Here is a 22,374-nt window from a genome sequence, read left to right as displayed (position 1 = left end):
ATGCGCACCGGCCCCGCCACTCGAGATCATCCGCCCATATCAGCGCGGCAGACGGGTTCCGCGATTGTCGAGTTCGCACTCGTCGCTGTGCTGTTCTTCACGGTGCTGCTGGCGATCATCGACTTTGGCCGGATCCTGTTCCAGTGGAATGCTGCGGCCGAGGCCACGCGGCTCGGTGCGCGCATGGCGGTGGTCTGCGATGTTGGCGACCCCAGCATTCTTGCCGGCATGCGCAACGTGCTGCTCAATCAGAACCTGACGAGCGCCCAGTTGTCGGTCGTCTATAACCCGTCCGGTTGCACATCCAGCAGCTGCACGAGCGTGACGGTGTCCATCAGCGGCTATCAGATCCCCTTCATCAGTCCCTTCATGGGCTTTCTCATGCCTTCGGTGCCGGCCTTCTCGACCACGCTGCCACGCGAGAGCATGCAGAGTATCAACAGTGCCGGGCAAGAAAACCCGGTTTGCTTCTGAGCATTCGGACATCGCGCCATGTTGAACATCGCTGTCATCTCGCCCAGCCCCAGCAGCCTTGAACTCATCGGGCAGCTGCTACGCGACGCCGGACAGCAGCCCCAGATGCTGCACCTCGCCGAAGGCGGGATGAGCAAGCTGCGTGGTGTCGTCAATCAGGCGCAGCCCGATCTGGTCATCCTCGACTGCATGTGCCGCGACCCCGGCGAGCTCGCGGAACTGGAGGCGGTGACGATGCTGCGGCCCCAGCTCATGGCCATCATGCTGTGCGCCAACCACACGCCCGAGTTTCTGCTGCGCGCCATGCGCGCAGGGGTGCGCGAGGTTCTGGCCTCGCCCGTGGACGCCGAAAGCCTGCTGGCTGCCATCGGGCGCGCCGATCAGAAGCTCGGTAGCGCGCTGCCCGGGCGGCGCTCGGGCGAAATCCTAGCCTTCATTCCCTGCAAGGGCGGCAGCGGCTCCACGTTCATCGCCGCCAACGCGGCCCACCAACTGGCCTCCGAGGGCCGCAAGGTCATCCTGATCGATCTCAACTTGCAGTTCGGCGACGCCGTGCTGTTTGTGCATGATCACAGTCCGAAGACCACGTTGGCGGACGTGGCGCGCAACATCCACCGCCTGGACGCGTCCTTCCTCGCGGCCAGCCTCGTGCAGGTGAACCCGCAGTTCGGCGTGCTGGCGGCCCCGGAAGACCCTGGTCAGGCCATGGAGGTCCGCCCCGAACACGTCGATGCGCTGCTGAACCTGGCCGTGGCGCAATATGACTTTGTCATGATCGACATCGGGCGTTCGCTCGACGCGGTGACGATCAAGGCGCTGGATCGAGCCCGTCGCGTGTTCCCCGTCATGCAGATGACGCTGCCGTTCCTGCGCGACGCGCACCGTTTGCTCACCGTATTCCGCTCCCTGGGTTACGCCAAGGAGAAGATTCACATGATTGTCAACCGCTACGAGCGCGGAAGCGAGATCACGCTGGACGACGTTGAACGCGTTCTGGGCTGCGATCGACCGTTTCTGATTCCCAACAGCTACGCGGCCGTGGCGGCTTCGGTCAACCACGGGCAGCCCATGCTGGACGTGGCGCGCAACAACCCCGTAACCAAGGCCCTGCAGGAATTTGTGCAGGGCCTGCTTCCCGCCGACCCGCAGGGCAGCTGGTTCAGCCGGCTGAAGCGCCGCGAGCAAAAGGCCTGAACCATCGGGAGAATCATCATGTCGCTGCGAGACCGTCTCGAGAGCATCAGCCAGGATTCCGCCACCGTGCAGGTGATTCACCGGCGGGAGCCGGCGGCCGCCGCCGAACACCAGGAGGTGAAGACCCGCATCCACCAGCGCCTGCTCGAGCGCCTGGATCTGGCGGCCATGGAAAGCATGGCGCCCGAGCAGTTGTCCAACGAGATCGGCATCCTCGTGGAACGGCTTCTTGCCGAGGAGCCCCTGGTGATCAACGACGTCGAGCGCCGCAGCCTGGTGCGCGACATCCAGCATGAGATGCTGGGGCTTGGGCCCCTGGAGCCGCTGCTGGCCGATCCGACGATTTCCGACATTCTGGTGAACACCCATGCACGGGTGTTCGTCGAGCGACGCGGCCAGCTCCAGCTCACCGACGTGCGATTCTCTGACGAGGCGCACCTGATGCGCATCATCGACAAGATCGTCTCGCGGGTGGGACGCCGCATCGACGAGTCCAGCCCCATGGTTGACGCCCGCTTACCCGACGGATCGCGCGTGAACGCGGTGATTCCGCCCGTTTCAGTGGACGGGCCGCTGCTGTCGATCCGCCGTTTCTCGGTGGTGCCGCTCACCATGGCCGACGTGGTGACGAACAAGACCCTCACACCGGAGATGGCACGCATCCTTGAAGGTCTGGCCCGGGCCAAGGTGAATATCCTCATTTCCGGTGGCACTGGCGGCGGCAAGACAACCCTGCTCAACATCATCTCAGGGTTCATCCCGGTTACCGAGCGCATTGTGACCATCGAAGATGCAGCTGAGTTGCAGCTGCAGCAGCCCCACGTGGTCCGTCTGGAAACGCGGCCCCCCAACATCGAAGGCCGGGGCGAGGTCACGCAACGTGCCTTGGTGCGCAACGCCCTGCGCATGCGTCCGGACCGCATCATCCTGGGGGAGGTGCGCGGTGCCGAAGCCATGGACATGCTGCAGGCGATGAACACCGGGCACGAGGGCTCAATGGCCACCATTCACGCCAACACCCCGCGCGATTCGCTGTCGCGACTGGAAAACATGGTGAGCATGGCGGGCTTCAACCTTCCGCCCAAGGCTGCGCGTCAGCAGATCAGCTCGGCCATCACGGTGATCCTGCAAATTGCACGGCTGACCGACGGCAAGCGCAAACTCGTGAGCATGCAGGAAATCACCGGCATGGAAGGCGACACCATCACCATGCAGGAAATCTGGTCGTTCCGCCAAAGCGGTGTGGGCCCGGACGGCAGCGTGCAGGGGCAATTTGCCGCAACCGGAATCCGCCCCAAATTCATCGATCGCCTGCGCAATCATGGGGTGATGCTCGACGACGCGGTATTCGACGCGTCGCGGATCTACGCCTGAATCCTGAGGAGCCCGCCATGATGCGCTTGGTGAACGGTCTTGAGGCAAACGTCTTCTACACCTTCGCCGTGGTGGCCTTCATCGCCATGGTGCTGCTGATTGAAGGCCTTTACCTGCTGTGGAGCGCCTACCGCGGCCCGGAAGCCAAGCGCATCAGCCGCCGGTTGCAGGCTCTGTCAGCTGGGGGTTACGTCGCCGAGGCCTCGCTGCTTCGCCAGCGCATGCTCAGCCGCATCCCCATGATGGACCAGTGGTTGCTGCGCGTGCCGCGAATCCAGCGCTTCGATCGATTTCTGGTGCAGTCGGGCCTTGGCTGGTCCGTGGGTGGTTTCGCACTGATGTCGTTCTTGTGCGGCCTGGGTGCCGCGTTGCTCATCGCCCTGGTTCCAGCCGTACCGCTGGAGCTTGCGCTGCTGGGAGGACTGGGGGCCGGCTGCATGCCCTGGGCATACGTCGTGCGCAAGCGGCTGCAGCGGTTGCACAAGTTCGAGGAGCAACTGCCCGACGCGCTGGACCTCATCGGTCGTGCCTTGCGCGCAGGCCATGCTTTCCCCAGCGGCTTGAAGATGGCGGGCGAGGAGATGGCCGATCCGATTGGCACCGAACTGCGCATCACCCACGACGAGGTGAATTTTGGTGTCTCGGTCCAGCAGGCACTGCTCAATCTTGGTACGCGCATCCCCAGCACCGATCTGCGCTACTTCGTCGTCGCGGTACTCATCCAGCGCGAAACCGGCGGCAACCTGACCGAGGTGCTGGGCAATCTCAGCACCCTGATCCGCGCACGACTGAAGCTGCTGGGCAAGATCCGTGTGCTCTCGGCCGAGGGCCGGCTATCCGGGTGGATCCTCAGCCTGCTGCCCTTTTTCCTTGGTGGGGTTCTGTACCTGATCAACCCGAAATTCATGGCCGTGCTGTGGACCGATCCGATCGGCCACAAACTGATCGGCACGGCCCTGGTCTTGATGTTTCTCGGCATCTTGTGGATGCGCAAGATCATCCGGATTCATGTCTGAGCGCCTCAGGAGGCTTCCATGTCTGACGTCACCCTGCTTTACGCCGTGCTGATTTTTGGTGCGGTCGCCGCGCTGACCTATGCGGTTTTCCTGCAGTTCTCGCCGACCCGCACGCAAAAACGGATCGCCGAAGTCACGGGTGCCAGCCCCTACGGCACGGCCCCGACCGGTGACGAATGGATGGTGACCATCGCCAAGCTGACGGGCCCCTTCGCCAAGCTCTCCTTGCCCAAGGGCGGGTGGGAGACCTCCCCGTTACGCCGGCGCTTCCTGCATGCAGGTGTGCGCGGCGACGGGCCGATCGCCCTTTACTTTGGTGCCAAGACGATTCTGGCCCTGGCCTTGCCAGCGCTTGCGTACGTGTACCTGGAAATCAGCGGGCGCACTTTCTCGCCCCCAGCCCTGCTGTTCATTCTGCTTTGCGTGGCCACGCTTGGCTACTACCTGCCCAACTACGTGCTGCACCGGATGGTGTTGCACCGCCAGCGCACGATTTTCGAGAACTTCCCCGATGCCACCGATCTGATGCTGGTTTGTGTGGAGGCGGGACTGGGTCTGGACGCGGCACTGGCCAAAGTGGCAGATGAGATAAAGCACAAATGTGTACCGCTCGCGCAGGAGCTGCATCTGGTCAACCTGGAGATTCAGGCCGGGGGCAGCCGGGAGTCGGCGCTGCGCAATCTGGCCTTGCGCACCGGTGTCGATTCGCTCGATACCTTCGCAACCATGCTGATCCAGGCGGACCGGTTTGGCACCAGCATTGGCGACTCCCTTCGCGTGCTCTCGGAAGAGCTGCGAACCAAGCGCCAACTCGCTGCGGAAGAGACCGCAGCCAAGATCCCGCTCAAGCTGCTGTTTCCCCTGGTCTTTTTTATCTTCCCCTCCATGCTGTTGGTGCTCCTCGGCCCGGCGGTGATCCAGATCGACCGGATTCTGCTGCCGATCCTGCATGGTCAGTGAAAAGGACACCGCCATGTTGACCATTCGTCCATGGATTTTCGGCATCGCCGCCGGTGGTTTGCTCGGAGGCTGTGCGGCCATGCACCCCCAAACCAGCCAACTCGGAACGCCGGAAGTCACCGCAAGGCAGGCCGAGGGCACGATTGCGACGTCTTCGGACCCCGGCAACGCGGACTATGTCCGGCAGTTGCGCCGGCATGTCGAGATTTGCAATGCGCTAGCGGTCATGCAGGCGCGACAGGGCCATTACGGCGCGGCGGAAAGGCTGATCCGGCAAGCGCTCGTCGTTTCACCCCGCTCGGCCTATCTCTACAACAACCTCGGGTACGTCGAACTGCTGCGGGGGGATCTGGCGATGGCGCGCCAGAATTTTGAGTTTGCCCGAGAACTCGACCCCCGGGATGCGCGCGCGCAAGTCAACCTGCGGACGGTAAAAGCCCGGCTGGCTGCGGCTTCGGCGCCACCGAATGGCACGCCCTCTGCTGCTCCCCCGACGTCTGATGCGGGGGCCGCGTCACCGCATGGCGAAGGGCCGGGACCGAGCCCCGTGGCAGCGACCGGAGCCCCGCCCGCGGTGACCGCAGCGAAGGCTCCGGTCGCAGCGGGACAAATGGCACTCGCCACACCACCAGCTGCACGCATTTCGGTTCTGCAAGCGGGCGCTGCACAGGACTCGATGGCCCTGATCAAGGTGTCCCCGAACATTTTCGAGTTGCGCTGGAAGCACGCGGCAGGTCAAGCGCTTGCTGCGATGCCCGAGCCCACACACACCGTCCCGGTTGCGGCGTCCCAGCCGATTGTGGGGCTGGAGGTCAGCAACGGCAATGGCGTGACGGGCATGGCGTACCGTGTTGCGCGCTACTTGCACAAACATGCGAATGCGCCCATGGCCCGATTGACCAATCTCAAGCCGTACACGCAACCGGTTACCGAGATTCGCTACCGGCCCGGCATGCTCGAGGCGGCGCGCGCCGTCAATCACGATCTGCCAGAAATCGTCCAACTCGTCGAGGATCCGAAATTGGCGCAGGGCACCAATGTGCGCGTCGTCCTTGGTCACGACGCAATCATCGCGTTTGCGCGGTTATCCAGGCCAACGCGGGGCGATCACCAGCAGCTGTCGCTGCAGAAGGCCGCGCACGTGATGCTCGAGTAGTGCCTCCACTCGGGGGCCCATGCCCGGAAGGGGGCCGAGGCTGCGCCGTGTTCCGCGGGCCCGGTTGGCCCGCAGCCGAGGAGGTCCTGCCAAGGCACGTTCGCCATGGGCTGTATCTCCGGCCCCTGCGTCGAAGGTTGTCCCTCACTGCGCGAGGCTGTCCTTCCGCCGCGAAGCGATGAAACGCAGCCCCAAACAACACAAAACCCTGCCATGAGGCAGGGTTTTCATTTACGCGCACCGATCGGTGCTTCCGTGGGTCTTGCTCAACACTTGAAAATCAGTGCTCGCTAAAAGGGGATGTCGTCATCCATGTCGTCGAAATTTCCGGCGGCCTTGGGTGCGGGGGATGCGGGTCGGGCCGCAGATGGGGCGCGTGTGGGTGCGCCCTCACGGCTGCGGGTGTAGCTCTCCTCGTCACCGCCACCGCCACCGCCTTCGCGACCGCCCAGCAATTGCATCTCTGTGGCGACGATGTCAGTGGTATAGCGTTCGACGCCGTCCTTATCGGTGTACTTGCCATACTTGAGTCGTCCTTCCACGTACACCGGGCGGCCCTTCTTCAGGTACTCCCCTGCGATCTCGGCCAGACGGTCGTAGAAGACGACGCGATGCCACTCTGTTTCTTCCTTCTTCTCGCCCGCTTTGTCTTTCCACTGACGGGTCGTGGCAATGGAGACGTTGCACACGGCCGCCCCTGAGGGGGCGTAACGCACCTCAGGGTCACGCCCGAGATTGCCGATAAGGATGACTTTATTTACGGAGGCCATGGAGATTCCTGCAAGCAGATCAAAATTGATGAAAGCCCGAGCAACAGAGCGTATTAGCCGCGCGGTGTAAGCACGCAGCCACAACAAAAGCAAGGATAGCGCGCCAATTCGGTGGCGCCACCCGCAACTGCGAAAGAACTCAACCCGCGCGGGCGTGGCGCTGCCGCGTTTGAGCTGTGTGCGCCTGCGCCTGGCGCCGCTTCGCCGGCGGCTTGATGGTGAGCGCCACCAGAAGCCACAGCCCAGCCAACGTGGCCGCTGCCAGAAACACCGCCTCCTTGGTGAAGTGCTGGGCCAGCAATCCGCCGACCGCACCACCCGCAAACAGGCCGAGCGATTGGCCGGTGTTGTAGATTCCCAGGGCCAGACCCTTGCGGCTGGGCGGCGCCGTGCGCGACACAAGCGATGGCAGGAGGGCCTCCATCACATTGAATCCGACGAAGAAGAAAAATAACGCCGCGATCAAGCCCAACGCGCTGGTGTACCCAGCAGCGAAGCCAAGCATGGTCAGCACGAGCAGCGCCACGGCACCGACGAACACCGCCTTCATATGGCCGTGTTTTTCGGCCCAGATGATGCCGGGTATGGCCAGCGCGAAAGACAGCACCGCCACCGGCAAGTAAACCATCCAGTGGTGCAAAAGCGGAATGCCGGCGTATTTCACCAGCGCCAGCGGCACGACCACGAACATGCTGATTTGGAGAAAATTGACAACAAAGATCGAAAAATCCAGCTTGATGAGTGGCCTCGTGAACACCGCACGCGCCCAGTGGCCCTGGAGTTCCTCCGAATGCGTGACCATGGGCACATTGGGCACCACCCAGATGATCACTGCGATTGCTGCGAGCGCCATCACGCCGGTGAGGATGAACATGCCAGGAACGCTGATGAGGTTGTAAAGCGCGGGGCCGGCCACGAGGGAAATGATGAAGCTCAGCCCAATGGTCATGCCCACCATGGCCATTGCCTTGGTGCGGTGCTCCTCGCGCGTAGCATCGGCAATCATGGCGGAGATCGCCGCGGAGATCGCCCCGGTGCCCTGGACCGCCCGGCCCGCGATGATGAGGTAAAGGTTATCGCTGGACCCCGCCAGAAAGGAGCCCAGCGCAAACAGGGTCAGGCCGAAGATCATGACAGGCTTGCGCCCATAGTGGTCGCTGGCCGCGCCGAGGGGGATCTGCAGCAACGCCTGGCCCAATCCGTAAATGCCCAGCGCCAAGCCCACCAGTGTCTTGTTGTGCCCAAGAGGCAGGTGCTCGGCGTACACGGCAAAGACGGGCAAGATCAGGAACAGCCCGAGCATGCGCAGGCCATAGATGGATGCCAGAGTCATGCTGGCGCGGCGTTCCAGTGCTGTCATGCCGGAAGACGCTTCTGGTGGGGCTGCGTTGCTGCTCGTGGTATCGGACATGGGATGAAGATGAAAAATGCGAACAATCCTGCAGAAGCCGCGGGGCAGGGCTACCTCTCGCTGGTCGGCGCCGCGTCGTGATCGAAGTTCAAGCCGGCCCGCGCAAGACGACTGTGTGACCCGTGCCCGTTGCTTCGGTGCCAAGGGCCAACGCGAATTCTCGCTGAATCTTTCCCGACCGCAGAGCCTTGGCCTTGACATTACGCAAAGGCTTGGCCGTGACATTATCCTGCCCTTGGCCCGGCGCCGTGCGCCGCTGGCCCTATGCGCGCAGGAGCTTTGGTGATTTCCAGCCGCTGGCGGCACGGCTGCACCACGCACTTCACGGTGCGGCCCGGGCCTCTCCCACCCCTCAATATTGGTCAGATATACAGCATCACCAAACCCATGCACACGCCCCGAAGGATACCCGTGGCATCCGCGCGTTCTTTCCCCGCACTCAGGGACCGGACCCGTCGCCCATCCAGGTCAAACATTCCAGCGGGTTGCCGCGCAGGACTTTGCAGACCTTTCATTTGCGCGCGATCGAATGTTGCGGCTCGACCGACTGCGCGACAGTGCTTGCGCGCCTATAGTTATGTGTTGCACTGAATTGCCGCCATGAACGCCCAAAACCGCTTCGCCACGATCGACACCGAACCCGGCCGCCAAGCGCTGCCAAACCCGGAGAAGACCGCGGAGCTCGAGAGCACCGCATCCCAGACCGGCACGATCCGTGTGCGCGGCGCACGCACGCACAATCTGAAGAACATTTCGCTGGACATTCCGCGAAACCAGCTGGTGGTCATCACCGGGTTGTCCGGTTCGGGCAAATCGTCGCTGGCGTTCGACACCCTTTATGCCGAGGGCCAGCGACGCTACGTGGAGAGCCTTTCAGCCTATGCACGACAATTCCTCCAGCGCATGGAGAAACCTGACGTGGACGTGATCGAAGGTTTGGCGCCGGCAATCTCCATCGAACAGAAGTCAGCCAGCCACAATCCACGATCCACTGTCGGCACGGTCACCGAGGTCTACGACTACGTGCGCCTTCTTTGGGCGCGAGCTGGCATTCCGCACTGCCCCAACCACCCGGATCAGGCGTTGCTGTCACAGACCGTGTCGCAGATGGTGGACGCACTGCTGTCGCGCCCGCCGGGGCAGAAGCTTGCGCTGCTCGCTCCGGTCGTGGACTCACGCAAGGGCGGCCACGCCGAGCTGCTTGGCGCGTTGAGGGCGCAGGGGTATGTGCGCTTTCGTGTCGACGGCGCGATCTACGAGGCCGAGAGCCTTCCCGCACTTGACGATGGCAGCCGCCATGACGTGGCGGTGGTGGTCGACCGCGTGAAAATCGGTGGCGATATTCGTCAGCGCCTGGCCGAAAGCCTGGAGGCAGCGCTGCGCCTGAGCGACGGTCGAGCCCTTGCCCTGGATCTGGATACGGGCACCGAGCAGAGCTTCAACAGTCGCTTCGCGTGCCCCATCTGCAGCACTGCACTGCCGGATCTGGAACCCCGTCTGTTCTCCTTCAATAATCCGGCGGGCGCCTGCCCAACGTGTGACGGTCTCGGCCATGTGGACGTGTTCGACCCGAACCTTGTGGTCGCGCATCCCGAGCTCAGTGTGGCCAGTGGCGCCATCCGCGGATGGGACAAGCGCAACCGCTTTTATTTCGAGCAACTGCAGGCCGTCGCTGCACACGACGGTTTCGACTTGACGACGCCTTTCGAGACGCTGCCGGAGGAGGCACGCCAGCGCCTGCTGTATGGAACGGGTGCCGCGCAGATCCCTTTCACCAGCCTGGACCCCAAAGGCAAGGCCATTACCCGCCGACACCCCTTCGAAGGAGTGCTTCCCAACCTGGAGCGGCGCTGGCGCGAGACGGAAACCGCAGCCGTGCGCGAGGAACTCGCCCGCCTGCGCAGTGTGCATGTCTGCCATGACTGCGCCGGCAGCCGGCTTAGGCGCGAGGCTCGGCTCGTCCAGGTCGGCGGCATGACCCTGCCGGAGCTCGGCCGTGTGACGCTCGCGCAGGCTCAGGGCTGGTTCGACGCGCTGCAACTCGAAGGGGCCAAGGCGGAGATCGCCGCACGCCTCAAACGCGAAATCGCGACCCGGTTGCGTTTTCTGAATGACGTGGGCCTGAGCTACCTGACCTTGGAGCGCAGCGCCGACACACTGTCTGGCGGGGAGGCGCAGCGCATTCGCCTTGCCTCGCAGATCGGCTCGGGCCTGACCGGCGTGATGTACGTGCTTGATGAACCCAGCATTGGCTTGCACCAGCGGGACAATGAACGCCTCATCGCCATGCTCAAGCGACTTCGCGATCTGGGCAACAGTGTGCTGGTGGTCGAACACGACGAGGACATGATCCGCGCCGCAGATCACGTCGTCGACATGGGCCCTGGGGCTGGTGTTCTCGGCGGCCGCGTGGTCTCACAAGGCACGCCTGCGCACATCACGAATGATGCCGCCTCGCTGACGGGCGCGTATCTATCGGGACGCAAGCGCATCGAGCCCGGCGGCGTGCGGCAACGCCCCGGCGAACGCTGGTTGGAGCTGGCGGGCGCACGGGGGAACAATCTGCAGGACGTCACGGCACGCATACCCCTGGGTCTGTTCACCTGCGTGACCGGAGTGTCCGGCTCGGGCAAATCCACGCTCGTGAACGACACCCTTTATGCCGCCTGCGCGGCGGCACTCAACGGCGCACATACCGAGCCGGCACCGTTCGAGGCGCTGCACGGACTGGAGCGACTCGACAAGGTCATCGCCGTCGACCAGTCGCCCTTGGGCCGCACCCCGCGCAGCAACCCCGCGACCTACACTGGCCTGTTCACGCCACTGCGTGAGCTGTTTTCGCAAACGAATTTGGCGCGCGAGCGCGGATATGACGCTGGGCGCTTTTCCTTCAACGTCAAGGGCGGGCGCTGCGAGGCGTGCCAGGGCGATGGCCTGGTGAAGGTGGAGATGCACTTCTTGCCTGATCTCTATGTGCCTTGCGACGTCTGCCAAGGCAAGCGCTACAACCGCGAAACGTTGGACGTGACCTGGCACGGGCTGAACATCGCGCAGGTCCTCGACCTCACCGTGGATCAGGCTTTGGAGCAGTTCGGAGCGGTGCCTGCCATCGCGCGCAAGCTGCAAACCCTGCAGGAAGTGGGTTTGGGCTATATCCGTCTGGGGCAGAGCGCCACGACGCTGTCTGGCGGGGAGGCGCAGCGCGTCAAACTTGCATTGGAGCTTTCACGCCGCGATACGGGTCGTACCCTGTACATCCTCGACGAGCCCACCACCGGCCTGCACTTTGCTGACATTGACCTGCTGCTCAAGGTGCTGCTGCGGCTGCGCGATGCCGGTAACACCATCGTGGTGATCGAGCACAACCTGGACATGATTGCCTGCGCCGACTGGGTTATCGATCTCGGTCCTGAAGGTGGCTCCGGCGGCGGCCGCATGGTGGCCGCAGGAACGCCCGAGCAGCTGGCGGTGGAGCCGGCATCACTCACGGGACGCTACCTGGAGCGTTTGCTGCACCAACACGCCACGGCATGACCACTGAGGCCATTTGCGACGCGTTGCGCGCCGCATTCGGCGGGGCTTGGACCCTACGCCCGCTGCGCTCCGGCAGCTTTTGCGAAACCTGGCTGGCGCGCGATCAGGCAGGTCTTCGACTATTTCTCAAAACCGCACCCGAAGACCGCGCCGCGATGCTCCACGCCGAGGCCGTCGGCCTGCGCGCTCTTGCCGCCAATGGGAGCATCCGCACGCCGACGATTGCGGCGCTCGCAGATCTGCCGTCTGGAGGTTCGCTACTGGCGCTGGAGTGGCTCGATCTGCGGCCCGCCGACGCCGCGTGCAGCGCGCGATTTGGCGAGCAACTGGCGACCATGCACGCGCAACCCCAAGACCGCTTCGGCTGGGGCGAAGCAAATTTTCTTGGCGCCACCGTGCAGGTCAATGGTTGGACGCACAGCGACCATGTCAGCTGCTGGATCGCCTTTTGGCGCGACATGCGCCTTGATGCGATGCGCCAACGGCTCATGTCGCGCGCTGCGTGCCCGGCTCTGCTGAGTGCTGTGGATGCTGTGTGCGACGCCTTGCCCGCTTTGTTCGCCGATGGCCATACGCCACGCCCCAGTCTGATTCATGGCGACCTCTGGAGCGGTAACTGGGCAACGGATGCTGCAGGCGCCCCCGTCATCTTCGATCCCGCTGTCAGTCACTCTGATGCCGAGGCTGAACTCGCGATGGTGGAACTGTTCGGCAGCCCGCCTTCGGGCTTTTGGGCCGCCTACCGCGCACGTTACCCGTTACACCCGGGGTACGCGCGGCGCCGGTCGCTGTACCAGCTCTACCACCTGCTCAATCACGCTTTGCTGTTCGGTGACGTTTACACGCGCAAGGCTCTGGACTGTGCGCAAGACGTGCTGGGTGCGAGGCCTTGATGCGTGACATCTGCACACATTCGCGAAGACCGCCAAAATACCCGACCTGGTCCCGCGCCGTGCGGGCGTCAACATGACGGAGATCTCTCGATATGGGCAAGACCATTGAACTTCACACCACGGATGGACAACGTTTGAGCGCCTATCTGGCCGAACCCGCCGGAAAGCCCAAAGGCGGTATCGTTGTGATGCAGGAAATCTTCGGTGTCAACGCGCACATTCGCAGCGTGGCTGATAAATACGCGCAGGCTGGCTACACCGCCATCGCCCCGGCAGTGTTTGATCCGATCGAAAAGGGCGTGGAACTGGGCTATGACCAAGCCGGCATGCAAAAAGGCATGGAGCTTGTCAGCGCGCTTGGCTTCGACCGTGCGGTGGCGAGCGTGGATGCGGCGGCGAAGGCCATCGCCAGCGCCGGCAAAGTGGGCGTCGTCGGCTATTGCTGGGGGGCAGCGTGGCTTACTTGTCAGCCACACGCCTTGGTCTTCCCGCTGTGAGCTATTACGGCGGGCGCAACGCGCAGCTCATTGGCGAGAAGGCGCGCGCTCCATTGCTGTTCCATTATGGCTTGAAGGACGCGCATATCAGCGAAGCTGACCGCGAAGCCGTGCGCCGCGCCAACCCCGAAGCTGAGTTCTACGTCTACGACGCCGACCATGGCTTCAACTGCGACGCCCGTGCCAGCTTTGACGCGCCGAGTGCCAAGCTCGCCCTGGAGCGCAGCCTTGCCTTTTTCGCCAAGCATTTGGGTTGAGCGCACACGGTATCGATGAGTGTTGTGGGTCGCTCGACGGAAGGGACCACGGGGCGCTGATACGATTGGCGCATAAACATTCCGCCATGCGGATTTACCGTGGACCCATCCACTTCAGCGCCGTACCAGCATGAAGATTGCGTAGCCGATCTTCGGCAGTCCCTGACCGTGCTTCTACCTGCGCTCGATGCCGGTCTGGTGGAGCGCGGACGTGTCGGCCGGCTTTGCCTGCTGGCCGCGCTTGCCGGTGAGCACGCTTTGCTCATCGGTCCGCCCGGCACCGCCAAAAGCGAGTTGGCGCGTCGCTTGCATTTGCTCTTCCGTGGTGCGCGGTACTTTGAGCGGCTGCTCACCCGCTTTTCCGTGCCGGAGGAACTGTTTGGCCCGCTGTCCATCCGCGCGCTCGAGCAGGATCGTTACGAACGCCACACCGCCGGCTTTCTTCCCGAAGCACATATCGCCTTCATCGACGAAGTCTTCAAGGCCAACAGTGCCATCCTCAACGCTCTGCTGACACTGCTCAATGAGCGTGAGTTCGACAATGGCGCGGGCCGCCAGCGCTGCCCGCTGATCAGCGTCATTGGCGCCACCAATTCGGTGCCTGAAGATGAAGTGGCCGAAGCATTTTTCGACCGTTTTCTCATGCGCCTGCAGGTCCAGCCCGTCAGCGCCGAGGGCTTCGTGAGTCTGCTGCAACTCGACCCGGCAACGACTTGGCACGATCCCCCATTGGAGCTTCGCGTGAGCGCCCGCGAGATCACTGCACTGCAGCGCGCCGCCTCAAGCGTTGCGCTGCCCGAAGACGTCACGCAGGTCCTTGCCGCCTTGCACGCAAACCTCGCTCAGGAGGGTGTAACGGTGTCGGACCGCCGCTGGGTCAAGATCGTTTGGCTTCTGCGCATCGTGGCTGCCTCGGAAGGCCGGCCCGCCGTGGCTGTCTGGGACCTGCTTCTTTTGCCCTGGTGCACCGCACCCGACTCCATCGGCCAGGCGCGCGTGCTGCAGTGGCTGCAGGCTCGCCTTGGCGTGCATGACGCCTGGTCGCCACCGCGGCTCATACGCATCGTGCAGGCGTTCGAAGCCCAACTGCTGGTCGAGCAACAGGCGAATGATCTTGATTATGACGAAACCGGACGGCTTCGCTTTTCGTCCGCCGAACTGGCGGCGGAAGTCGGAGACGCCAAGGGTGGTGCTGCGGCCCCGCGCATGACGGCCAGCCGCCGACGCCGCTATGGGCCCCTGCATATCTCGGCTCGCACCCGTCAGCTCGATGAACTCGTATGGCGCATCGACGGCTATGCCCAGGAGCTGGCGTGCGTGCAGCGCGACCTGGAGACCTACGGCCGCACCGCGCTGTGGCTGGATGCCGAGCAACTGCAGGCTGCGCAGACCAACCTGCAAGCCACCGGGGCGATCATTGCACAGTTGCGCGCGCGCGCATTGCAGGCCCGTGCCGGCTTTGCTGCCCTTCCCCGCCTCCCACTCGGCGGGGCGGAAGACGAGGAGCCTGCGCCTGTGCAACACGAGCCCCTCGTGGACGCCTGAAGGCCGCAGCGAACGCCTGGCCTATGAGCAGCCCGGTCGCCCCCCGCCCCATGCTGTTCGCCAGCGCCGAGCAGCGTCTTGCCGCAATGGACGCGCTGCCACGTCCGATGTGGCTCGGTGCACTCAGCAACGCGCTGGGCCACATCGAGCCACGACTGGGTAGCCTGGCGACGCTTCGGCAAGCGCTGATCGCCGGGGTTGGGACCGATGCCGCATCGCTGACATGGCCTGCTCCGACCATTGCCCGCGCGCTGCTCGATGCGATGCAATCACTGGAGCTCCCACGCCTGTGCACGAATCAGCCCGAACTGGCCCAAGCCGTGCTGATGAGCGCGCTCGTTCAGCTCGACCTCATCGTGGACTACCGCGACCGCGGCGCGAGCGAAGAGGCGGCAGTTGCGATGGCCATCGTGGCGTTCCATGCGGACTGGAGCCAGCGCTGCGGCGAGATCAACGAGTTGATTGACGTACTGGGTCTGTGGCCCGACGGCGACAAGACCATGCAGTGGGATGCGCTGCACGGTGTGCTGCGCAGTGCGGGCTGGCAGGACGTACTGCGCATCCGCCGTTTGCTGGATCGCGCGCCCGAACTCGCCGCCTTGATCCGCCGGCTCGGGCGCGCATGCCCGACTGGCGAGCCCGACGCGCTTCCGCAGACCGCCGTTGCCAACGCGGAGGCCGTGGATGTGGCGGACGCAACCCGCCCCCAGGTACCAGTCCCCGACATGCCCGGCGAAACCGTCGGAGTCCAGCCTTCGGACCGCATCGCGCGCATGCTGCCCGCCGAAGCCATGCTGCTCAATCACCCCCTGCTTCGCCTCGTCTGGCACGCCCGCCGCGCCGAACGCACACTCCTGACCTTCGAAGATGCCGGACGCATCGCCGTCGAGACGGATCACACCAAGCGAGCGCGACGCCCAAGCCGTCAACCATCTCGCGCGCCGCGCCTGGCCATGGGTCCCATCCTCGTTTGCGTGGACACCTCGGGTTCAATGCAAGGCGGAGCCGAGGCCGTGGCGAAGGCCGTTGTGCTTGAGGCCATGCGCACTGCGCACGCGCAGGGCCGCGCTTGCCATGTGTTTGCCTTCGGGGGCCCGGATGAGATCCGGGAATGCGAATTGGGCTTTGACGTCAACGGCATCGCGCGGCTGACAAGCATTCTCAGCCAGGCCTTCCATGGTGGCACCGAGATCAGCGGCCCCCTGGAGCGCGCAATGGATCGGCTCACGCAGCAACAGTGGCGGCAGGCCGACTTGCTGATCGCAAGCGACGGCGAATTCGGCGCCACATCGGCTGTGGTCAGCCGGTTGCGCGCCATCAAGGCCGAGCAGGGGCTTCGGGTGCAGGGCGTGCTCGTGGGCGACCGCGAGACTATCGGCTTTCTTGAAATCGCAGATGCCATCCATTGGGTACGGGACTGGCGTCGGCTCGGTGGCCGCAATGCCGATGCTCCGGTCCATTCGCAGCGCCTGACCGCGATGTACTTTCCAGCCGCGTTGCGCAGTGCGGAAAATGCGAGCGCCACAGTGCCCGGGGATGCCGCCTCGCGCGCCGTGTGTGAGCCGCAAGGCCGGCATTGAGCCCGCAACGACACGCATGACGACCTTCGCCCACGCCTATCTCCAACAGCTTGGACGCTTCGCACAGGCCGTGAAAGTGCCGCGTGTGCGCGCGTTGCACCTGCCTCCACAGCCCGCGCCTGCACAGGGGCCGGACAACCGTGGCGAGTTCTGTGCGGTGGAACTCGAGGACGGAGCACTGGGCATGTCCTATGCGCTGTTCGATGGCGTGCTTGCGCGCCTGCACGCACAGGCAGGCGCGCCGGGGCTGGTCGGCGCCGATGCCCTTGCCTTGGCGCAAGGCTACGGGCACGGCGACGCGATGGCTCGTGCCCTCGGTTTCGCGGCAGCCAACGCCCTCACTTGCAGCCTTTACCAGCGCGCCGGATATTGCCCACCTGCAAGCACGGACTCGATCGGCGAACTCGATCCGCAGCCTGGCGACGCCATCGGCATGATCGGCCTGTTCACATCGCTGCTGCCGCCCATTCTGGATCGGGGCGCGAAGATTACAGTCGTCGAACTGAGGCCGGAACTCGCGGGCGCTCACCCGGGCTACAGCGTAACCACGGACCGCAACGCGCTGCGAACGTGCAACAAGGTGGTGTCGACCGGCACAATCCTCCTCAACAACACGCTCGACGCCATGCTCGAGGTGTGTGGCAATGCACGGCGACTGGCTCTCATCGGACCCACCGCCGCATGCCTTCCCGACGCGTTGTTCGCACGAGGCGTGACGCTGCTTGGCAGCAGTTGGGTACGCGACGCGCCCGCTTTCACGGCGGCGCTGCGAGAGGGCCGGTCACGAAGCGGGACCACGATCAAGACGGCCATTACGCCCGCCACTTATCCAGGTTTCGACGCGCTGCTGCAGGCCGCTTGCCGGAGCTGAATTCCACGCTGACCAGGGCCTAGGCTGGGGCCGTGGCGATCTTGCCGGTTTGCTTGAGGAACTGCGCCCAATCTTCCAGTTCGCGGGGTTCTCCGAAGAGGTAGCCCTGCATCACGCTCAAGCCGAGATTGTGCAAAGCCTCGGCATTGTCGGCCGATTCGACGCCTTCCGCCACGACCTTGATGTTCAGCCGCTGGGCCAGGGCGACAAGCGAGCGCACAATTTCCTGGTTGCGCTGGTCCGACTTCAGCTCTGTCGTGAATCCCGCGGGAATCTTGATATGCGCAGGGCTCAAGCGCTTGAGGTATTCGAAGGAGGCATAGCCTTCGCCGAAATCGTCCATTGCAATCAGGATGCCCGCCTGGTGCAGCGCGTTGATGTTGCGAAGCACGCTCGGGAATACCGGTATCGGGCGGCGTTCGGTGACCTCCATGATCAGCCGCCCTGCCGGCCACTGGTTGCGCTGCAGGACCTGATCAATGCGGCGAACCAGGTCGGGATCGCCAAGCTGGTCCGCCTCGATGTTCACGGACACGTAGCCGCGCCACCCCGTCCAGTTCGACAGCACCCTCGCCTCCGACACCGCCTCGTCAACCACCCAGAAGAACAATTCACTGGTCTGCGACGGCGACAGGCGCGGCAGGAACGTCAGCGGCGAATGGCGCTTGGGGGACGTATCGGCACGCCAGCGAAACAGCACTTCGAGGCCGACAATCTCGCCGCCAGGGTATTGCACCTGGGGCTGGTAGACGAGCGAAGGAGAACCGGAGCCAGCATGGATGGCAATTTCGCTGAACACGTCGCGTTCCACAGTTTCCCTCGTCGTATTTTGTTAGGTGCTGGCAGATTAGCATGGAGCGTGCCCTTTCCAGGACAGGGTGCGCCCCATATGAGTCCTCGGCAAATTTGTCGCGCAATGGCGCGGCGCAGCCAGCCCAATCAGCCCAGCGTCCCGCCACCCCATTCCGCCCCCGAAACAGCGCTCCTTTGAACATGACCATACCCGCCCGTGCGCACAACAAGGCCCGCGATGTGCGATCCAGCCGGCCACCTCTGTCCTCATCGCTGCCGCAGCGGACTGGCCCCGCCTACACGATACGCATGGATGCGCAGCATGCCCATCTGTTCGCCGTGGAGCTCGAACTCGCCAATCCCGATCCTGATGGCCAACTCGTCTGGCTCCCGGTGTGGATTGCCGGGAGCTACCTGGTACGGGAGTTCGCCCGGCATGTACTGCGCGTCGAGGCAATTTGCAAGGGCAGGCCGGTGGCGCTGCGCAAACTGGCAAAGAACCGCTGGCGTGCTGCACCTTGCAAGGGTTCTTTGCTTCTACGCTGGACGGTGTATGCGCGTGATGCTTCGGTGCGCACTGCATTCCTGGACGCCTCGCGCGCCTTTTTCAATCCGTCCAGCGTGCTCCTGGCGGCGGCTGGACATGAACATTTGCCGCATACGCTGCGCGTCGAGCCTCCGGCCCAGAAACCCGGCTGGAGCGTCGCCACCGCGCTTGCCGCGGTGGACGTGGACGCGCGTGGTTTCGGGTTGTACCAAGCGGACAACTACAACGAGCTGATCGACCACCCATTCGAGATTGGACAGCTTCTACGCCTGCGTTTTCGCGCGCATGGCACGCCGCACGAAATGGTCATTGCACATGCCGATCGGCTGCACGACCAGATCGACGCGCGCCGGCTGGCGGCGGACTTGCGGCGCATCTGCGAGACGGAGATCGCCTTGTTCGAGCCAGAACGGCCACGCGCGCCGTTTGCACGCTATACATTTTTGGTGGCGCCCAGTTCGAACGGCTATGGTGGCCTGGAGCATGCATCAAGCACCGCCCTGATCTGCAGCGAGTCCGATCTGCCCCACCCCTCCGAGTCGGCCCAGCGCAGCGCAGGGTACCGGCAATTCCTGGGGCTTTGCAGCCATGAATATTTTCACGCCTGGAATGTCAAGCGGATCCGGCCGCAGGCCCTCACTCCGTATGATCTGGAACGCGAAAACACGACGGGCCTGCTCTGGCTCTTCGAGGGTTTCACGTCCTACTACGACGACCTCGTCTTGCGCCGCGCCGATCTGATCACGCCACAGCAATACCTGGACTTGCTCGGTCGCGCCATCAATGCCGTGCAGGGCACGCCGGGGCGGCGCGTGCAAAATCTGACCGAGGCAAGCTTCGACGCATGGATCAAGTTCTATCGGCCCGACGAAAACACCCCCAACTCCAGCGTCAGTTACTACGTCCTGGGCAGCTTGTTTGCTCTCGCGCTGGACCTGACCTTGCGCACCCGCAGCCGCTGCACCCTGGATGACGTCATGCGGCTCTTGTGGCGCCGCTATGGCCGCACGCAGGCGCCACTGAGCCAACAAGGCGTTCCAGAAGATGCGCTTCCCGCGCTGGTGCACGAGGCCACCGGACTGGACTTGCGCGCATTTTTCGCGCGCCACGTGGACGGCGTGCACGAACTTCCGCTGGAGCGCTTGTTGGCTGCGGCTGGTGTGCGTTGGACCCGTGCGGAGCCTGACGCCCTCTCCAGCCTGGGCCTGCGCTTGGACGATGCGCAAGGATGGCCCAAGGTGCGCCAAGTGCTGACGGATTCGTGGGCACAGCAAGCGGGGCTTGCGCCCGAAGATATCGTGCTGGCAGTCAACGGCCAGCGAGCCAGCCCCGAGACGCTCAAGCGCATGTACGCGCGCGCCAGGCAAGGCAGCGTGTGGCAGGTGCACGCCATGCGCGATGCGCGCCTGGTCGAACTCCAGGCGCCGCTCCCGGCACCCACGCCGGGAGCGGTGCAACTCGGCCTGGCCGACAAGCCAAGCGCAGCCGCCCGACGGCTGCGCCGAACTTGGCTCGGGGCCTGAACGGATCGCCGCGTTCGCCCCTATCGCCCTCTCACGCCCGCGCACCACCCACCAGCATTTCTTTCAGATGGAGAACACCATGATCTTTGACAACTTGCTTACCGAGACCCACGGACGCGTTGCACTCATCCGCCTCAACCGTCCCAAACAACTCAATGCACTGAACGACGCGCTGATGGACGATCTCGGCGCCGCGCTTGCGGCGTTCGATGCTGACGACGCCATCGCGTGCATCGTTCTCACCGGCAGTGACAAGGCATTCGCCGCGGGAGCTGACATCGCCGCCATGGCCGAGAAGAGTTTCATGCAGGCCTATCGTGAGGATTTCATCACACGCAATTGGGAACGCATGCGCAGCGTGCGAAAGCCGGTGATCGCCGCGGTGGCCGGCTACGCGTTGGGTGGTGGCTGCGAGCTGGCGATGATGTGTGATTTCATCATCGCGGCTGACAGCGCCCAATTCGGCCAGCCCGAAATCAAGATTGGCATCATTCCCGGTGCTGGTGGAACCCAGCGCTTGCCGCGTGCCGTGGGCAAAAGCAAGGCCATGGATATGGTGCTCACCGCGCGCATGATGAGCGCAGCTGAAGCCGAGCGTGCCGGCCTCGTGTCGCGTGTGGTGCCCGCTGCCACGCTTCTCGATGAGGCGCTGGCAGCAGCGCAGAGCATTGCCGACTACCCGATGCACGCGGTGATCATGGCCAAGGAGTGCGTCAATCGAGCGTTCGAGGCGCCGCTGTCGGAAGGGCTTCTGTTCGAGCGCCGCGGGTTCCACAGCCTGTTCGCCACGCATGACCAGAAAGAAGGCATGGCAGCTTTTCTCGCCAAGCGCCCGCCAAAGTTCGAGAACCGGTGACGCACGGTCACCTTCGGCCAATTGCATGGCGTTCGCGCTTGCGTATAATTGCCGCTCTTTGGCGCTTTAGCTCAGTCGGTTAGAGCGACGGAATCATAATCCGCAGGTCCGGGGTTCGAATCCCTGAAGCGCCACCAAGCGACCCTTTTCCCCAGCGAAGCCGCAGGTCATCTTTGGACCATGCGGCTTTTTGCGCACTTGCAGGCGCAGATTCCCCAGCAAGCACTCCGATGACAGCACTCCCAACCCGCAAAGGCATCATTCTTGCCGGCGGCTCAGGCACGCGTTTGTATCCGGTTACGCAGGCGGTGAGCAAGCAGCTGCTTCCCGTGTATGACAAGCCGATGATCTATTACCCCCTATCGGCACTCATGCTCGCCGGTATGCGCGACGTGCTGATCATATCCACGCCACAGGACACGCCCCGCTTCACCCAACTGCTGGGTGATGGGAGCCAATGGGGGTTGAATCTGAACTATGCGGTCCAAGCTTCGCCCGACGGCTTGGCGCAAGCCTTTGTCATCGGACGCCGCTTCGTCGGTCATGCGCTGTCCAGCCTGGTGCTGGGCGACAACCTTTTTTGGGGCCACGACTTCCAGACCCGGTTGCTGCAAGCGGGCAGCCAGCAGGAGGGCGCCACAGTCTTTGCGTACCACGTACTCGATCCTGAGCGCTACGGCGTGGTGGAGTTTGACGCAGCCGGCCGCGCAATCAGCATCGAAGAAAAGCCCACCCAGCCGAAGAGCAACTACGCCGTCACCGGCCTTTACTTTTACGACAACGCCGTACTCGACATTGCCGCAAGCCTCAAGCCTTCGGCACGTGGCGAACTGGAAATCACGGACGTCAACCGCGTGTACCTGGAACAAGGACGCTTACAGGTGCAGACCTTGGGCCGCGGCTACGCCTGGCTTGACACGGGCACGCACGAGAGCCTGCTTGACGCCGGCCAGTTCATCGCCACCATCGAAAGGCGACAGGGCCTGAAAGTGGCCTGCCCGGAGGAAATTGCGTTCCGGCAAGGGTGGATCGATGCCGAGCAGCTTCAGCGCTTGGCCGAGCCGATGAAGAAAAACGGCTATGGCCAGTACCTGCTTCGCCTGCTCTCCGAGCCCATCCGCTGA

Annotated in this window: 17 protein-coding genes, 1 tRNA gene and 1 pseudogene; 16 read left to right on the top strand and 3 right to left on the bottom strand. The window is 63.9% G+C overall.

Features of this window, described 5'->3' with window-relative positions; all coding sequences use genetic code 11:
- From CD04_RS0120140 to CD04_RS22320, 6 genes are read left to right on the top strand one after another with little or no spacing between them, the layout of a single operon-like run.
- Positions 1–474, top strand: coding sequence for a TadE family protein (locus CD04_RS0120140; protein ID WP_031410087.1), 474 nt, complete (start codon positions 1–3; stop codon positions 472–474).
- Between the two features lie 18 nt (positions 475–492).
- The gene (locus CD04_RS0120135; RefSeq protein WP_231480707.1) at positions 493–1,668 is read left to right on the top strand and encodes an AAA family ATPase; all 1,176 of its coding nucleotides are present in this window, start codon (positions 493–495) and stop codon (positions 1,666–1,668) included.
- An 18-nt stretch (positions 1,669–1,686) separates the two neighbouring features.
- Positions 1,687–3,042, top strand: coding sequence for a CpaF family protein (locus CD04_RS0120130; protein ID WP_031410083.1), 1,356 nt, complete (start codon positions 1,687–1,689; stop codon positions 3,040–3,042).
- A 17-nt stretch (positions 3,043–3,059) separates the two neighbouring features.
- Positions 3,060–4,058 (top strand): type II secretion system F family protein, encoded by a 999-nt coding sequence (locus CD04_RS0120125; RefSeq protein ID WP_231480706.1) that lies wholly within the window; start codon positions 3,060–3,062, stop codon positions 4,056–4,058.
- A gap of 18 nt (positions 4,059–4,076) precedes the next feature.
- Positions 4,077–5,018, top strand: coding sequence for a type II secretion system F family protein (locus tag CD04_RS0120120; protein ID WP_031410078.1), 942 nt, complete (start codon positions 4,077–4,079; stop codon positions 5,016–5,018).
- Between the two features lie 13 nt (positions 5,019–5,031).
- Positions 5,032–6,174 carry a LytR C-terminal domain-containing protein gene (locus CD04_RS22320; RefSeq protein ID WP_197033175.1) on the top strand — a complete coding sequence of 381 codons (1,143 nt, stop codon included), beginning with the start codon at positions 5,032–5,034 and terminating at the stop codon, positions 6,172–6,174.
- A 290-nt stretch (positions 6,175–6,464) separates the two neighbouring features.
- Here the strand turns inward: CD04_RS22320 and CD04_RS0120110 are convergent, their stop codons facing one another.
- On the bottom strand, positions 6,465–6,944 hold the full coding sequence (locus CD04_RS0120110) for a single-stranded DNA-binding protein (protein WP_031410076.1): 480 nt from the start codon (positions 6,942–6,944) through the stop codon (positions 6,465–6,467).
- Positions 6,945–7,083: 139 nt separating this feature from the next.
- On the bottom strand, positions 7,084–8,355 hold the full coding sequence (locus tag CD04_RS0120105; RefSeq protein WP_038168613.1) for an MFS transporter: 1,272 nt from the start codon (positions 8,353–8,355) through the stop codon (positions 7,084–7,086).
- A gap of 600 nt (positions 8,356–8,955) precedes the next feature.
- On the opposite strand from CD04_RS0120105, the gene uvrA reads away from it, so the two are divergent.
- The 6 genes and pseudogenes from uvrA (at position 8,956) to CD04_RS0120075 (ending at position 17,532) form a co-directional block, all read left to right on the top strand.
- Positions 8,956–11,889, top strand: a complete 2,934-nt coding sequence (gene uvrA, locus CD04_RS0120100) for an excinuclease ABC subunit UvrA (RefSeq protein ID WP_081858105.1) — start codon at positions 8,956–8,958, stop codon at positions 11,887–11,889.
- Complete coding sequence (locus tag CD04_RS0120095) at positions 11,886–12,782, top strand: fructosamine kinase family protein (RefSeq protein WP_038168611.1); 897 nt, start codon at positions 11,886–11,888, stop codon at positions 12,780–12,782. Before uvrA ends, CD04_RS0120095 begins: the two co-directional genes overlap by 4 nt.
- A gap of 92 nt (positions 12,783–12,874) precedes the next feature.
- Positions 12,875–13,536: pseudogene (locus CD04_RS22315) on the top strand (dienelactone hydrolase family protein).
- A 99-nt stretch (positions 13,537–13,635) separates the two neighbouring features.
- Positions 13,636–15,081, top strand: coding sequence for an AAA family ATPase (locus CD04_RS0120085; RefSeq protein WP_081858104.1), 1,446 nt, complete (start codon positions 13,636–13,638; stop codon positions 15,079–15,081).
- 23 nt (positions 15,082–15,104) lie between these two features.
- Positions 15,105–16,661 (top strand): VWA domain-containing protein, encoded by a 1,557-nt coding sequence (locus CD04_RS0120080; RefSeq protein WP_031410066.1) that lies wholly within the window; start codon positions 15,105–15,107, stop codon positions 16,659–16,661.
- A 16-nt stretch (positions 16,662–16,677) separates the two neighbouring features.
- The gene (locus CD04_RS0120075; RefSeq protein ID WP_031410064.1) at positions 16,678–17,532 is read left to right on the top strand and encodes a Rossmann-like domain-containing protein; all 855 of its coding nucleotides are present in this window, start codon (positions 16,678–16,680) and stop codon (positions 17,530–17,532) included.
- Between the two features lie 19 nt (positions 17,533–17,551).
- On the opposite strand, the gene CD04_RS0120070 is transcribed toward CD04_RS0120075, so the two are convergent.
- The gene (locus CD04_RS0120070; protein ID WP_231480705.1) at positions 17,552–18,331 is read right to left on the bottom strand and encodes an EAL domain-containing protein; all 780 of its coding nucleotides are present in this window, start codon (positions 18,329–18,331) and stop codon (positions 17,552–17,554) included.
- 194 nt (positions 18,332–18,525) lie between these two features.
- On the opposite strand from CD04_RS0120070, the gene CD04_RS0120065 reads away from it, so the two are divergent.
- The 4 genes from CD04_RS0120065 (at position 18,526) to rfbA (ending at position 22,374) form a co-directional block, all read left to right on the top strand.
- On the top strand, positions 18,526–20,394 hold the full coding sequence (locus tag CD04_RS0120065; protein ID WP_038168608.1) for a M61 family metallopeptidase: 1,869 nt from the start codon (positions 18,526–18,528) through the stop codon (positions 20,392–20,394).
- Between the two features lie 79 nt (positions 20,395–20,473).
- Entirely contained in the window at positions 20,474–21,250 is a 777-nt protein-coding gene (locus CD04_RS0120060) for an enoyl-CoA hydratase (protein ID WP_031410058.1), read from the top strand.
- Between the two features lie 60 nt (positions 21,251–21,310).
- Positions 21,311–21,387, top strand: a tRNA-Met gene (locus CD04_RS0120055).
- A gap of 93 nt (positions 21,388–21,480) precedes the next feature.
- The gene (gene rfbA, locus CD04_RS0120045) at positions 21,481–22,374 is read left to right on the top strand and encodes a glucose-1-phosphate thymidylyltransferase RfbA (RefSeq protein WP_031410056.1); all 894 of its coding nucleotides are present in this window, start codon (positions 21,481–21,483) and stop codon (positions 22,372–22,374) included.

This window comes from Thiomonas sp. FB-Cd (assembly GCF_000733775.1).
Taxonomy (GTDB): Bacteria; Pseudomonadota; Gammaproteobacteria; order Burkholderiales; family Burkholderiaceae_C; genus Thiomonas_A.
Note: the sequence above shows the minus strand (reverse complement) of the source record. Positions and strands in the feature narration are given on the sequence as shown.

What these genes read in the sequence shown, in the direction of transcription:
- CD04_RS0120140 (WP_031410087.1), top strand. Translation starts at nt 1, where the DNA reads ATGCGCACCGGCCCCGCCACTCGAGATCATCCGCCCATATCAGCGCGG.
- CD04_RS0120135 (WP_231480707.1), top strand. Translation starts at nt 493, where the DNA reads ATGTTGAACATCGCTGTCATCTCGCCCAGCCCCAGCAGCCTTGAACTC.
- CD04_RS0120130 (WP_031410083.1), top strand. Translation starts at nt 1,687, where the DNA reads ATGTCGCTGCGAGACCGTCTCGAGAGCATCAGCCAGGATTCCGCCACC.
- CD04_RS0120125 (WP_231480706.1), top strand. Translation starts at nt 3,060, where the DNA reads ATGATGCGCTTGGTGAACGGTCTTGAGGCAAACGTCTTCTACACCTTC.
- CD04_RS0120120 (WP_031410078.1), top strand. Translation starts at nt 4,077, where the DNA reads ATGTCTGACGTCACCCTGCTTTACGCCGTGCTGATTTTTGGTGCGGTC.
- CD04_RS22320 (WP_197033175.1), top strand. Translation starts at nt 5,032, where the DNA reads ATGTTGACCATTCGTCCATGGATTTTCGGCATCGCCGCCGGTGGTTTG.
- CD04_RS0120110 (WP_031410076.1), bottom strand. Translation starts at nt 6,944, where the DNA reads ATGGCCTCCGTAAATAAAGTCATCCTTATCGGCAATCTCGGGCGTGAC.
- CD04_RS0120105 (WP_038168613.1), bottom strand. Translation starts at nt 8,355, where the DNA reads ATGTCCGATACCACGAGCAGCAACGCAGCCCCACCAGAAGCGTCTTCC.
- uvrA (WP_081858105.1), top strand. Translation starts at nt 8,956, where the DNA reads ATGAACGCCCAAAACCGCTTCGCCACGATCGACACCGAACCCGGCCGC.
- CD04_RS0120095 (WP_038168611.1), top strand. Translation starts at nt 11,886, where the DNA reads ATGACCACTGAGGCCATTTGCGACGCGTTGCGCGCCGCATTCGGCGGG.
- CD04_RS0120080 (WP_031410066.1), top strand. Translation starts at nt 15,105, where the DNA reads ATGAGCAGCCCGGTCGCCCCCCGCCCCATGCTGTTCGCCAGCGCCGAG.
- CD04_RS0120075 (WP_031410064.1), top strand. Translation starts at nt 16,678, where the DNA reads ATGACGACCTTCGCCCACGCCTATCTCCAACAGCTTGGACGCTTCGCA.
- CD04_RS0120065 (WP_038168608.1), top strand. Translation starts at nt 18,526, where the DNA reads ATGACCATACCCGCCCGTGCGCACAACAAGGCCCGCGATGTGCGATCC.
- CD04_RS0120060 (WP_031410058.1), top strand. Translation starts at nt 20,474, where the DNA reads ATGATCTTTGACAACTTGCTTACCGAGACCCACGGACGCGTTGCACTC.
- rfbA (WP_031410056.1), top strand. Translation starts at nt 21,481, where the DNA reads ATGACAGCACTCCCAACCCGCAAAGGCATCATTCTTGCCGGCGGCTCA.